This is a genomic window from Legionella birminghamensis, assembly GCF_900452515.1.
In the GTDB taxonomy this organism is placed as follows: domain Bacteria; phylum Pseudomonadota; class Gammaproteobacteria; order Legionellales; family Legionellaceae; genus Legionella_C; species Legionella_C birminghamensis.
In genome coordinates this window covers 1,384,820-1,398,254 of the sequence record NZ_UGNW01000001.1, presented here as the reverse complement: position 1 = coordinate 1,398,254, position 13,435 = coordinate 1,384,820, and the positions used below count along the sequence as shown (strand labels likewise).

Sequence of the window (13,435 nt, the reverse complement as noted above, 5' to 3'; positions counted from 1 at the left end):
CGGCGCTTTGCTCATCCTCAGGCCTATTTCAAGCCCGTAACATTTCCACCGCCTTTTTCCATCCATCGAAATCTCTTTTCCGCTGTACAGAATCATCATTAAAATGATAGGTTCTGGCACATTCCCAGCTGCTTTCCAAAGCTTCAAGATTGGAATATAGGGCAGAGCCCAAAGCTGCAAGCATCGCTGCGCCCTGCGCTGTTGATTCGATATCAAGCGGCTTTTGCACAGTCATACGGCACTGATTGGCCAGGAACTGAAGAAGCCAGTCATTGGCTGCCATCCCACCGTCTACACGCAAAATGGATAAATCCGTTCTGCAAGCTTCCTGCATGCAGGCAATGACTTCGCGCGTTAAATAGGCAACGCTTTCCAGTGCAGCCCGGGCAATATGTGCGCGATTGCTAGTACGGGAAAGACCCGTGATCATAGCGCCGGAAGCGGGGATCCAGTACGGTGCACCCAAACCTGTAAATGCTGGAACAAGATAAACTCCCGCATTGTCATTGATCGATCTGGCCAAGGCTTCAGTTTCCGCAGCCGATTGAATGAGCTTCATTTCATCCCTTAGCCATTTAATGGTAGTCCCGGCATGATAAAGGCTTCCTTCCAGGGCATAGGCAATTTGATTGTTAACCTGGTAGGCGATGGTACTTAACAGCTGATTAGCAGATGAAACCGGGTGTTCCCCAGTGTTCATCATCAAAAAGCCTCCTGTACCGTAAGTCGCTTTAACCATCCCTTTTTTAAAGCAGCGCTGTCCTATCAGGGCGGCCTGCTGATCTCCCGCAACACCTGTGATGGGAATTTCAGCGCCAAGCCAGGAGCTGTCGATGCTTCCAAAATGGGCATCACAGGGAAGCACTTCCGGTAACAGTTGAGGATTCACTTTAAATAAGCTAAGCAAATCCCTGTCCCACTGTTTTTCGTGGAGGTTAAATAACAAGGTTCTCGAAGCATTGGTTATATCCGTGACATGCGATTTGCCTCGGGTCAGCCGCCAGATTAAAAAACTGTCTACTGTACCTGCAGCCAGCTCAGCAGAATCCGCCAGGCGGCGTACCTCAGGATTATTTTCAATGAGCCAGTGAATCTTGCTGGCAGAAAAATAGGGATCCGGTAAAAGGCCGGTTTTAGCCTGTATATTCTCTCGCTCGGCTTGCAGTCTATCACAGAAATCCTGGGTTCTTCGGTCTTGCCAGACAATAGCCCGGTGCAGGCATTCCCCGGTTTTTCTGTTCCAAACCAAAACCGTTTCCCGCTGATTGGTTATTCCGCAGGCAAGAATGGATTTTAAATCAATGCCATTAACAACATCCTTCATGGCAGCCAATGTTTTGGACCAAATTTCTTCCGGGCAATGTTCAACCCACCCGGATTCAGGATAATATTGGGTAAGAGGATATTGGCTCGAGGAGACAAGCCTGCCATTACGTTCATAGAGCATGGCTCTTGTACTGCTTGTTCCCTGATCGATTGCAAGTAAGTAGGTCATGCCCTATTCTCTTTTTATTGTTATGGAAATAATTCTATACGCTTTTGACGGAGAGCTGAATACATGGTTAAAGGATACGATGTTGCGGTTATCGGCGGAGGAATTAATGGCTGCGGTATTGCAGCAGATGCAGCCGAACGCGGGCTTTCCGTCATATTACTGGAAAAGGACGATATCGGCTCGAAAACTTCATCGAACAGCAGCAAATTAATCCATGGCGGACTCCGATATCTTGAATACTACGATTTCTCCCTGGTAAAGAAAGCCCTGGACGAACGGCAACTGCTTCTAAGCCTTGCTCCTCATCTTGTTTACCCGACTTCCTTTGTTCTGCCTTATTTACAATCAATGCGCCCTACCTGGTTATTACGTACCGGACTTTTTCTTTATGATAATCTTAGCCGCAAAAACAAATTGCCGAGAAGCCGCTTAATCAAACGAAATAAATCGCCTGACTACTTCAGAGCCCTGAATCCAGAGTTTAGCAAGGGATTTCTGTTCTCCGACTGCACGACGGATGACTCACGTCTGACGCTGGTTAACGCACTATTGGCCAAAGAGTATGGTGCTGCTATTTTACCCAATACGGAGTTGATTGCCGCTGAAACGCATAATAACCAATGGATGCTTCGAACCCGCAATAAAAGCCAGCAGGTAGAAACCGTTAATGCCAAAGTCGTTATTAACGCGGCTGGCCCCTGGGTGGAGCCGCTTAACAATCTTCTTGGAATTGAATCCTATTATAAAATATCGATGGTACAGGGCAGTCATTTTGTTGTTCATAAATTGTATGAAGGGGATCATGCTTATTTATTGCAGAATACTGATAACCGCATTGTGTTTGTGATCCCTTATCATGGCCATACCATGATTGGAACCACCGATGTTCCTTTTTCAGGGGATTTGGATCATGTGGCTATCTCCCCGCTCGAAATCAATTATCTTTTTCAATTAATTCGCGGTTATTTTAAACATCATCTAACACATGGCGATATCATCAATACCTGGAGCGGCGTCAGGCCTCTCTTGTTTAAGCCAGGAGAAAGCCCGCAAGCATTGAGCCGCGATTATCTTTTTCATCTCAATCAATCACCAGCGCCAGTGATTACAATTTACGGCGGAAAAATTACCACCTACCGCCAGCTAGCCTGTGAAGCAATTGATCAGTTGAAACCGGTTTTCCCCAGACTTCAGCCCGCAAGCAGTGCAAAAATAGCCTTACCGGGTGCTGTACTGGATTCCATGTCGTTTAATGAATACCAATTCCATGCGAAAGAAATATATCACTGGCTAAACCCTACGATCCTCAATCGATACCTGCGTTCCTATGGCACAAGAACCGAATTTATTCTTGCAGATTGTAAGAAAATGACTGATCTTGGGGAAAATATTGGTCATGGGTTATACACAAAGGAAATCGATTATCTGATGGGACAGGAATGGGCAAGCTGTGCAGAAGACATTCTATGGCGAAGAACCAAACTCGGACTAGAGCTGTCGGTTCAAGAGAAAGTAAAATTAGAAAATTACTGCCGCCAACACGGTGGATAGCACTACGGAGCACCGGGGCGAAGCTCAACCGAATCCACGCAGCGCCACCCGAATCCCCGCGGCAGCGCCACCCGAATCCCCGCGGCAGCACCATCCGAATCCCCGCGGCAGCACCATCCGAATCCCCGCGGCAGCACCATCCGAATCCCCGCGGCTTGACCGCGGGGCCCAAATGATGCCTATTCAGGGTATCAGTCTTGTGCCTTTTCACCCTCTATTTCTTGGCAACATTGCAACTCAAATTACAGGTTCGGCCACCAGACATGGGCCCCGCGGTCGCAGCCGCGGGGATTCGACGCATTTTTGTAGATACCACAAAGGCGTCCTCTCGTGACCGTCGAACTGCTACTTCACATGAGAAGCTAAAAACCGATCCAGACCATTAGCGAAACTTTGGATTTCTTTAGCGCTTAATTTAGGCGGCCCGCCGGAAATCATCTGCGCACCTCGCAAGACTTCATTTAAGTTCCGCATCGCCAAATGGCTTTTTATATTATTTGCTGTATACATTTCGCCTCTGGGATTCAAGGCAAATCCGCCTTTAGTAATCACTGCATCGGCCAAAGGGATATCGGCTGTGATGACCAAATCGCCAGGGCTCATGTTTTCAACAATATGCCTGTCCGCCATATCAAAACCTGCACCCACCTGATATTTTTTGATATAAGGGGATGCAGGAATCATCAGGCTATGATTCGAAACAATGATCAGTAAATTTTGCGTTCGAATTGCCGCCCGGAACACAATTTCCTTAATCGCCTTCGGGCAGGCATCGCCATCAATCCAGATTTGCATCTATTTTTTAACCCCAATAGGTCGGAGAAGACTGTTCGCATTCTTTTTTATCGTTATTACTGCTTGACTCCGCCGGTGCTTTTGATGTCTGTGGAGATAAAAAGCAGTTCGGGTTTGTTCTTATTTTCACCCCTTGCCGTCCCTCAGAAATAATAAAAGAGCCTAACACCTTTTCTGTATTCAAACATCTGTATTTTCTAAAAATAGTCGTATAGTTTGCATCAACTTTCTTCAGCCTCTCTTTTATGCCATTTTTTTCTGACAATTGTGTCAGGAATTGAGGAGCATGTGTATCCAGTACATCCAGTAGCTTGTCTAAAGAATCGATATTAATCAGTGATTCCTTCAACGGATCTTTATGTCCTGCATTTAATCCGATTACTTCATTAATAAACATTTCAAGGAGGTTAAACTCCGTACCCCGAGCGTCACGCCAGGACTCCTTCAATGTCTTATTAGTATCCAGCATCCCTTTGCTCCATTCTTCTGCCTCACAAAGAACTGCCTTTAATAACAAAAGCAGACACTTCGATAAGCTATAGTCCAGCAAATTCTGTTCAAACAGAGGACGGTAGTGCACAAAGGGGCGTTTTTTATCAATAGCGTTTAAAAGCTCGAAATAGATGACTTCACGATTACATCTAAAATAGTCGCTATGCGCCATTTCCAGAGCATCCTTATCCTTGGGCGTATCGTCTGGATCCAGGATCAGCTCATCGTCTGTGAGGAAATAAGCAATTTTATTGGGAAAACGTGGATTCTTACGGATCACCCTGCCTATCATTTGGGAATGGTTCGCAATGGAACTGCCATTATTTTTTGCATAGATGGCCCAGGCAACATCCTGATCATCATAGCCCGTGCCCAGCATGTCAACGACAATACGAATACCAGGCGTGGTGAGGCTCTTTGCTTTAAAATCCTCAATCCATTCTCTACAGCTATCGACATTTGAGTGGATAGCATAAGCTAATTTCGGCACTGAAAGTGGCTTGCCTGCTTCAGTCAATTTTTGTAATTGTACTTCATTAATCGCATCAGCTAATTCATTTGCCTCCTTAATCGAAGAGGTAAAAATTATTCCCTTGTAAGAAGCTAACGGTTCTTTCATAGGGTGGCGATGAACCCAAATTAATTGCGCCAGTTTCTCATGTTTCCTTAAGTTCTTTTTCATATCCAGCGAAAAAGATAAGCGATCAACGATTAAAGGTGCTGTGGTGCCGACCCGGCGGGAATCAGCCCGATTAAATACATAAAAGGGCTTAAGACTATTATCCGGTGTCGCTGAAAAGCCTATGGAAGGCACGCCACTATTCAATAATTTCGTGGCTTTTCTGGAATAGAGATGATGTTCATCCAATATAACCATCAATGGCGCCCGATGTTTTTCCAGGTCCTTATCTTCAAGCAGTTTTGAATAGCTGGCCAGACAGAAGATTAAGACGCTGGCTTTCTTCTGCAATACTTTATTCTTGTTGAGAAAATTCTTGGAAACAGCGTTCTCCTTGCTGTCTACCGAGATAACATTCTTGCTTTTTATGGGGCAATCATTCCCCATTCGCTTTAAAAACTTTTTAAATTCCTGACGATACTGATCTACTAACTGGACAGTAGGGACTACAATGTGAATCACACCCTGAGGATTTTGACTAATAAGGAACGTAGATAATACAATCCCGACCAGCGTCTTGCCGCCTCCGGGGCTAATTTTCCAAACCCCTTTGGACTCATCACAATTACCCATTGCACGCAATGCATCTGCCTGATAAGGATAGAGATACTCCCGAATTTCTTGTTTCTGTAAGAACTCCTCCATTTTTTCGGCAGGAACACGTTCGTTCAGCTTCGACCCTACCCAGCTCTCTGGTATGACCAGGCTCGAGGATGAGGCCCCTTTCCCATTTTTCTTTTGTTTGCTAATTGTGCGTGATTTTAGCTCAGGCTCTTTGCCCTTAATTTTTTCCTGGATGTCTTCTATTGACTCATCAATGTCCAGGCTATCCCTAAAATCCCCACTCTCTGCCTGCCTATGCAGTTTGTCCACATTTTTTAAACATCGTTTGATTTCTTTTTTCATATGCAAAAGCGCGGCTTTCATAATTTCCGCCTGTTTGCCGCTAACCTTGGGAGGTGGAAAACTATCGACATCAATATCGTAAATGTCCTCTATATAACCACGAGTAAAGGTTCTTGCTGAATTTTTCTGATGCTTGGCACGTAACAAGCTAATTTCTTCTAATTTTGGTAAATGCATAAGACGCTGAGGCAGCCAATCATTGCCGTCCTCAGCATTGATGAGTTCTTCCAAAGCAAAATCAATTACCATCTGAAAATAAAAATCCTGCATGCAATAACCAGAATATCGCTCTGGATATCCGAGGATGAAAACATCCTCAATAGAACGAAGGCTCAGGATCCTGGCCGCTAGCTGAAAATCAAAAACAAACAATTTATAACAGTAATCGGGCTCATGGTGATGTGGACGACGGGATAAGGTTTGCATCCCGCACATCACTGCTTTATTACTATCGCGCGCCGCTGCAAGGGATGCAGTGGTTTCCGCCCAGGAGGAAAGGGAAGAGAATTCAGACTGCGACTGCAACAGGCTAAGATTATCATCAAGATAAATACAGTTCTTGAGTCGCCATTCAAAGGAAACAATGAATGCTGCCAGGCGGCGTGACTGGATATCGTCGGGATGATAATTTCCATGAGTTTCCGACAAAAGGGAATCGATTATCAAAAATTCAATATTCTCATTGTAGTAATATTCGTTTAGTCCCTCATATTCATAATTACCCACTACCAGCAGAAGGCGTTGCTTCTCACCCAGTGCGGATGGGTTAGGGATCATGGCATCATGTAGACGTCCGGCAAACACAAATGTCACTGTCTCATCAGTTGAAGGCAAATCATTTCTATTGCTGGCGAATCGGAAATTTGATTTTCCCATAACCAAATTTTTAATTTGCCTTTGCCTACCCTCTTTTTTTCTGGCTGACTCCAGCGTTTGGAACTGAAATGAATTCTGATAACTTGCACTTTCGGATTTTTTTGCAATAAAGTATGGCAGCTCAACACGCTCATATTTTTTGGAGTATTTTCCACTAAATAAGGCATTTTTTTCATTTGCCTTTTTGGGACGTTTTCTGATGTGCTTATCACCCTCCGTTGCTATTTCACTGAGCTCAGCTTCTTTTTGAGATCTTTTTAATGATTGCTCAACAGGCTCTTTTTCTTTAGGCTCAGGTGTTGGTGGATAGGAGAGAGGTGTGACTTCCAGAAGCATTGGATCGCTATCTGTCACTGAGTCATCCGGTGAACCCGCATCAGCAAACAACGTGTCTACGTTAAGAGCTACTACGTCATCTCCCTGAACGGGCTGGCTTGGCTCTGCTTCCGGACTTTTAAGAACTTCGTTGTCTGGTCTAATTTCTGATGTGAAGGCGGCAAGCGCTGTACGAATGTTAGCATCATCCAAGGTCGCAAGATAATCTAGATAAGGCTGGGAATTGCCGTCTTTGCAGCCTTTAATAATTTTTTCGAGATTAGCCCCCCTCATCCTTAAATATTCTGTATAACCATAGTTCCCGGCTTTTGCAGACAAATATGCCATCCAATCAATATTTGCCCCATGATTCATCCTCAGGAACTCGCCATATTCGTTATAGTAATAAAATGCAGCCATACCAGCCACAATATTAATATCAATGACAGGTTCTTCCATCGCTAAACGATGGGCGTATTCCCAATATCCACCTTTGATTGCACCGCGAATGATTTCACGTTTATCCGCGCCTAAAGCCCTGAAATACTCCGCAAAAGCCTCATGGCCGCCCATTGCAGCGCCACAGGCTATCCTTGATGGACTAGCACCTTCCTCAAACAGTTCTTTGGCATATTCAAAATTCCCACTTTGTGCAACAGAAGAGGCTATTGTATTAATATCTGCCCCTTGCGATTTAAGATATTTGGCATAGTTTAAATGACCGCCTGCTGCAGCGGCTGCGGCAATCACATGGATTTTTGCCCCTCGGCGCCGCAAAAACTCTGCTAGATATAAATGGCCGCTACGTGCCGCTGCAGCCGCCATGTAATCAATATTTGCGCCCGAGGGAACCAGATGCTCAACTTCATTCAAATATCCCCCAACAAGAAATCCTTGAGCACAAAGATTGACACTCATCCCTTTCTGCTGTTGTTCCTTGATTAAGTCGGGTTGTCCATATAATCCTGCATAGAGTAATAGAAAGCCAAGGTCGACAAACTCTTTTTCAAAGAGATAATTTGGATTCTTAAGCTGTCTTCCTTCTAAAGCACCTTGCACAATCCCAGCAAATTTGGCCCCTTTTTTCTGTAACTCCCGGATAGTAGGCCAATCACCCCTTACTGCATACCCCTGAGCAAGACGACTAATGCTGGCGTCATGCATTTGCAAGAAGTTGATATACATTTGATCACCAAATTCACCAGCTCCCTGAGCAATCATATTAATGCTTGCTGAATAGCGTCGTCGTAACTTCTCGGCAAATGCGGTATCGCCTGCCCGGGCCGCCCCCCTTGCAACATAATGTATATTAGCCCCTAACTCCAACAGTAACATAACTGCAGCTTTATTTTTTTCAAATGCTAATCGCTCTGCGGCCGTGAAATCCGTACCTTGTTTCCGAACATCGATACTTATAAAGGGATCTTTTAACAAACGCAGTAATTCATCCTTTTTTCCTTCTTTGGCGAGAGTATAGATTTTATCGAAGTAATTGATGTGCTTTCGGGCTTTTATCCGGCACTCTTCAGCAAAAAAGAAATAGCCGCCTTGCATAGCGGCCTCAACAGCCCACTCCGGATCAGCACCTTCCTCTATTAATGATCTGGCCTCATCCAAAAGCCCGCCTAGCGCTGCTCCCTGGAGGATGTAATTGATATTGACTCCCTCTTGTCTCAGATCCTCGGTGCTATATCCGCCTCTGGCCCTGCCCAGGGCAATCCAGTTAGGATCAGCACCCTGGTCTCGTAAATAATTTGCGAACTGCTCATATCCGTAAGCAGCTGCTGTTGAGGCCATCAAATTGATATCTGCCCCGCCCAAACGCATTTCATCTGCAAAATCAAAATCTTCACCCTGAATTGCACCTATGGCAATTGCATCAATACTTGCACCTAATTGATAATGAATAGACAGCTTCTCTCGGTATTCTTTTATATCCCGCCAGTTCTTTGGACCGCCTTGGGCAAACCCTTGAGCGACGTGACTTACACTCACATTTCTATGTAGTAAATAATTGACCAGGGAGAAGTTACCTTCTCTTGCCGCCCCACGAGCTACCCTGGAGGGGTCGGCTCCCAGATGAAGCAATAAGTTGACGGCATCCAGTTTCCTTTCAATGGTCAGAAACTCCGCAGCCGACATATTGTCTTTGGGCTTGAATACATCAATACTGATATTATTTTCACGAATAAATGCTTTTATATCCTCTTCCTTAAGCTCAATAGCGAGTTCACAAATTTTTTCAAAAAAGTTCATGTTATTACCTGTTAAAACTGCCTGTACTGTTAGAGAAATTGACTAATCAACAAGCCTAAGCTGGATTCTTTAGCGTTATGGATAAAGAATATTTAGAGGAGGAATTTTAACACAAGATGATTTCAAATAACACACATAGATTATTAAATGCAATAGCATAAAACCTTGAGAAGCAAACGCATCAAGGTTCTTAAGATATTATAACAAGGTATATTACAAGCCTTCGTCCTGATTCATTTTTGTGAGAATTTCAGCTACATCAATCGCTTTGGCTTGTTGCAGTAGTTCTGTGAGGGTAGATGCTGGCATGCTTCCAGAATCTGAATAAATGGCAATGCCTTCCTTGATAATCATGAGGTGAGGAATGGAGCGGATTTGAAATGCTTCTGCTATTCCCGGCTCCTCTTCAATATTTATTTTTACAAAATTGATTTCTGGATTTTGTTCAGCAAGCGCTTCGTAAATGCGCCCAAATTCCTTGCAGGGTGCACACCAGGGAGCCCAGAAATCAATTAAAAACAATTCTTTTTGATTAATTAAATCATCTAATTGTTCTTCGTTCACGCTTTTGAGCATGATTCTTCCTTGGTTGTAATTGCTTCCAGAATCCGGGAGAAAATAGTATCGACGCTTCCAAGTCCGGACACTCTGTGAAAAGCGGGGGCCCCAGAACTATCACTGTCAGCCCACTGCTGATAATATTGTACCAGTGGCTCAGTCTGTTGATGATAAACTTCCAGTCTCCGTCTGACCGTTTCCTCCTTATCATCATCACGCTGTAGCAAGACTTCACCCGTTACATCATCCAGGCCTTCGACCTTAGGCGGATTAAAACGAATATGGTAGACACGTCCGGAACCGGGATGAACACGGCGGCCGCTGAGTCGGCTAATAATTTCAGAATCGGGAACTGCAATTTCAATCACATGATCCAGGCGGATACGGGCAGTTTTTAGTGCCTCGGCCTGAGGAATAGTTCGCGGAAAACCATCAAATAAAAATCCCCGGGCGCAATCGGGTTGTTGTAATCGTTCTTTTACCAGGCGAATAATAATTTCGTCAGAGACCAGCTTTCCAGCATCCATAACCGCTTTGGCGCTTTGACCCAGTTCAGTACCAGCGGCAATCGCTGCTCTTAACATATCGCCTGTAGAAATTTGCGGGATATCAAAATATTCAATCAGTCGTACTGCCTGAGTACCCTTTCCAGCACCTGGCCCACCTAATAACATTAAACGCATTCGCGACTCCTACAAAGCAGTTCTTATCTATAAAAATTACGGTGCTATCGACTCAAGGCAATATCCGTCAAACGGCTTTATTATTTTAACTTGCCTGGACAGAAATGTCTAATAAGCACTGCCTAACATAATTGTAGCCTTAATTAGCCCCCGCAAATAATGCAGCAAGCAGGCTATTTATAACCGCTGTAAGATGTGCCGCGGCCGCAGCGGGCCATTTGCGCCTGATAAATCATTGCGCGTGTTTTCACTTTGCGGGCGACCCCAATCAGCCAGGCTTTCTGTAGATAGGTTTTTCGCATATAGCCGCCTACCCCTTCATGGTATGCGAGATACAGATTGTAGGCGTCATCCCTTTGGATGCCTGCCCGGCGATAGGCCTGGTTGGCATACCAGCCTACAAAATCCACTGCATCAGTGAAGTCATCGCGCGCTGCCCATACCCCGCCATCAGATTTTTTGTATTGAGCCCAGGTAGAGCGTAAAGCCTGCGTATAACCATAGGCCGTCGAGGGTCTTTTCCATGGGATGATCCAGAATAATTTGGTCCGTTTAGGAGTAGCCTGCGAGTCGAATTTGGACTCCTGATGAATAATGGCCATCTGAACCGGAACCGGTACCCGCCAGCGCCGTTCTGCGTCCTTTGCATCCAGATACCATTTGGGGTATTGCCGGAAAATACTGCAGATATTATTAACGTCACGTGGAGGCGGTGTACTAATACAGGCCGTGAGTAACAGGAATGGAACGACTAATAGTAAGCGCTTCATATTCATAGACAACTTCATGTTGATTTAAATGTGCGTATTAGTAACAAAATTCCTAATATCCCGCAATATCAATACAAGCAATAACTGTGCTAGAATTTCTGATTTATCATTGAATTCAGTGGCTTCATGAGTGTTCTAGTTTTTGATATCGAAACCATTCCAGATGTTAGTTCTGGCCGTAAATTATATAATCTTCACAATTTAAGCGACGAGGAAACGGCCAAGGCCATGTTTGCATTGCGCCGAGCCAAAACTGGCAATGATTTTCTCCCTCATTACCTGCAAAGGATTGTGGCAATTTCAGCAGTAATCCAGAATGCCAATCAAGTGAAAGTCTGGTCCCTTGGCGATGAGCAATCGGATGAAAAAGAATTAATCACGCGCTTTTTCTCCGGTGTTGACAAATACGCCCCCATTTTAGTCAGCTGGAACGGCTGCGCATTTGACCTCCCGGTATTACACTATCGTGCCCTGCTCCATGGTATTTCCGCGCCCACCTACTGGGAATATGGAGAAAACCAGCAGGCATTTCGCTGGAACAATTATCTTAACCGCTTCCACTATCGCCATCTGGATTTGATGGATGTCCTTGCCGCTTACCAGGCTCGGGCAGTTGCCCCGCTGGATGACATCGCCCATATGCTGGGATTTCCCGGAAAAATGGGGATGAGCGGCTCTAAAGTCTGGGATCAGTATCAGGCGGGACAATTAAAAAGTATTCGTGACTATTGCGAAACCGATGTTTTGAATACCTATTGTGTCTATCTTCGATTTGAGTTAATTCGCGGAAGTTTTACCCAGCAGGATTATGAGAATGCCATTGCAATGCTCAAAAATTATTTATCAGGCGAAACTGAGCGCCTGCATTGCCAGGAATTTTTAAGCCAAATGAACTAAGATTTAATATTGCGTTAAGCCATCTTGAGTTATAGTTCACTGAGAAATAAGCTAGGGACTTTATGACAACACCACAGACTAAGAAAGCACACCAGATTAAGATAAATTCCAATAGTCCCTTTTTTGTCTCTATCTGCAAAGACAAAACCAGTCTGCACTCCTATATTCATCTGGCAACCGTTCAGACGGATGGCATCAAAGTACTTGCTGCCTATGGAAAAAATAAATTACCGCGAGGTGTAAAACCTCAGAGCTCTGATTGCGAAATAATTTTCTCTCAGACTCCAGCCGTCATACTTGATGAACCTATAATGCATAGGGATGAAAACCCCCGAAGAACACAAGTCAGTTATAAGGCTTTCGAAAATAGTTATCAGGCATATTTACTCTATATTAAAAAACTAATCCATTTGTCTGAAGAACAGAAGAAAAAAGGAATTAATCCACGCTATTTGTCAGCTTACGTTCCCATTGTCCCAGACGATAAAGTGGTTCTGGGTAAAGATGAAGTTATTCTGGAGCGGAGATTTTTGACCTACGCGATGCTGAAGGATATACAGCAGGCACTTGATTCCTTTGATAAGCCAATTCCAATGGATTTACAAAAACAATTTAATCCCGGCTATTGTCAATTAAGCCAACGCGACACTTGCCGGACAACAGCCATTGATATGGCGCAAGATGTTGCAATGCTCGACAATCTTGGCAAAGGGGTCTCTGGGCTTTTCTTTCGCAGGCTGCCATTGTCTATGACGATAGTCAATGGAATCATACAGCCTGAACATTTATTTGTACTCCCCCCGCCGCCTAATGCATTTAAAGACATGGAACCAAAAAATTTGCTTATTGCCAAAAGGCTGTATCGCCGGCTGGATGAAATCATTCAAATACAGAAGAAGAACCCCCTCACTCAGCAAAAATTTGAAGCCATCAAAAAGCTATATAAGGAAACAACAGAGAATTATGCCTGTGATCATTCCCAGTTAATGAAACACATTGAAAAATGGCATTCCGATAATCAGGAACTACTCGGTTCGCATCGCAAAGCGCATTGGTTTAGATTTCAAACGGCTAGTACGAAAATGTTTAATGAGATTCTTGCAGAGAATAAATCAACACGACCTAACTGATCAACTGCTCTGGATTGCTTCATCTTGTTCGA

At 44.4% G+C, this 13,435-nt stretch carries 9 protein-coding genes; 3 read left to right on the top strand and 6 right to left on the bottom strand.

What is annotated here, in order from left to right; translation table 11 throughout:
- Positions 1–28: 28 nt before the first annotated feature.
- Positions 29–1,495, bottom strand: a complete 1,467-nt coding sequence (gene glpK / locus DYH42_RS05910; RefSeq protein WP_058524483.1) for a glycerol kinase GlpK — start codon at positions 1,493–1,495, stop codon at positions 29–31.
- A gap of 63 nt (positions 1,496–1,558) precedes the next feature.
- Between glpK and glpD the strand changes: the two genes are divergently transcribed.
- Positions 1,559–3,046 (top strand): glycerol-3-phosphate dehydrogenase, encoded by a 1,488-nt coding sequence (glpD, locus tag DYH42_RS05905; RefSeq protein ID WP_058524484.1) that lies wholly within the window; start codon positions 1,559–1,561, stop codon positions 3,044–3,046.
- Positions 3,047–3,391: 345 nt separating this feature from the next.
- Here glpD and DYH42_RS05895 read toward each other — a convergent pair whose 3' ends face one another.
- The 5 genes from DYH42_RS05895 to DYH42_RS05875 all read right to left on the bottom strand — a co-directional run bounded on the left by DYH42_RS05895 (position 3,392) and on the right by DYH42_RS05875 (position 11,382).
- On the bottom strand, positions 3,392–3,841 hold the full coding sequence (locus DYH42_RS05895; RefSeq protein WP_058524486.1) for a YaiI/YqxD family protein: 450 nt from the start codon (positions 3,839–3,841) through the stop codon (positions 3,392–3,394).
- A 7-nt stretch (positions 3,842–3,848) separates the two neighbouring features.
- Positions 3,849–9,365 (bottom strand): DEAD/DEAH box helicase family protein, encoded by a 5,517-nt coding sequence (locus DYH42_RS05890; protein ID WP_058524487.1) that lies wholly within the window; start codon positions 9,363–9,365, stop codon positions 3,849–3,851.
- A 213-nt stretch (positions 9,366–9,578) separates the two neighbouring features.
- On the bottom strand, positions 9,579–9,941 hold the full coding sequence (locus DYH42_RS05885; protein WP_058524488.1) for a thioredoxin family protein: 363 nt from the start codon (positions 9,939–9,941) through the stop codon (positions 9,579–9,581).
- Positions 9,926–10,606 carry an adenylate kinase gene (gene adk / locus DYH42_RS05880; RefSeq protein WP_058524489.1) on the bottom strand — a complete coding sequence of 227 codons (681 nt, stop codon included), beginning with the start codon at positions 10,604–10,606 and terminating at the stop codon, positions 9,926–9,928. The genes DYH42_RS05885 and adk overlap by 16 nt, the downstream gene beginning before the upstream one ends.
- Positions 10,607–10,779: 173 nt before the next feature.
- A complete protein-coding gene (locus DYH42_RS05875; protein ID WP_115316973.1) occupies positions 10,780–11,382 on the bottom strand; it encodes a transglycosylase SLT domain-containing protein in 603 nt (200 codons plus the stop codon).
- Between the two features lie 120 nt (positions 11,383–11,502).
- Between DYH42_RS05875 and DYH42_RS05870 the strand changes: the two genes are divergently transcribed.
- Positions 11,503–12,273 carry a 3'-5' exonuclease gene (locus DYH42_RS05870; RefSeq protein ID WP_058524490.1) on the top strand — a complete coding sequence of 257 codons (771 nt, stop codon included), beginning with the start codon at positions 11,503–11,505 and terminating at the stop codon, positions 12,271–12,273.
- A gap of 62 nt (positions 12,274–12,335) precedes the next feature.
- A complete protein-coding gene (locus tag DYH42_RS05865; protein ID WP_058524491.1) occupies positions 12,336–13,403 on the top strand; it encodes a hypothetical protein in 1,068 nt (355 codons plus the stop codon).
- Positions 13,404–13,435 lie beyond the last annotated feature (32 nt).

Bases quoted from the DNA above. Each gene is read 5' to 3' on its own strand.
- glpK (WP_058524483.1), bottom strand. From the start codon at position 1,495: ATGACCTACTTACTTGCAATCGATCAGGGAACAAGCAGTACAAGAGCC.
- glpD (WP_058524484.1), top strand. From the start codon at position 1,559: ATGGTTAAAGGATACGATGTTGCGGTTATCGGCGGAGGAATTAATGGC.
- DYH42_RS05895 (WP_058524486.1), bottom strand. From the start codon at position 3,841: ATGCAAATCTGGATTGATGGCGATGCCTGCCCGAAGGCGATTAAGGAA.
- DYH42_RS05890 (WP_058524487.1), bottom strand. From the start codon at position 9,365: ATGAACTTTTTTGAAAAAATTTGTGAACTCGCTATTGAGCTTAAGGAA.
- DYH42_RS05885 (WP_058524488.1), bottom strand. From the start codon at position 9,941: ATGCTCAAAAGCGTGAACGAAGAACAATTAGATGATTTAATTAATCAA.
- adk (WP_058524489.1), bottom strand. From the start codon at position 10,606: ATGCGTTTAATGTTATTAGGTGGGCCAGGTGCTGGAAAGGGTACTCAG.
- DYH42_RS05875 (WP_115316973.1), bottom strand. From the start codon at position 11,382: ATGAATATGAAGCGCTTACTATTAGTCGTTCCATTCCTGTTACTCACG.
- DYH42_RS05870 (WP_058524490.1), top strand. From the start codon at position 11,503: ATGAGTGTTCTAGTTTTTGATATCGAAACCATTCCAGATGTTAGTTCT.
- DYH42_RS05865 (WP_058524491.1), top strand. From the start codon at position 12,336: ATGACAACACCACAGACTAAGAAAGCACACCAGATTAAGATAAATTCC.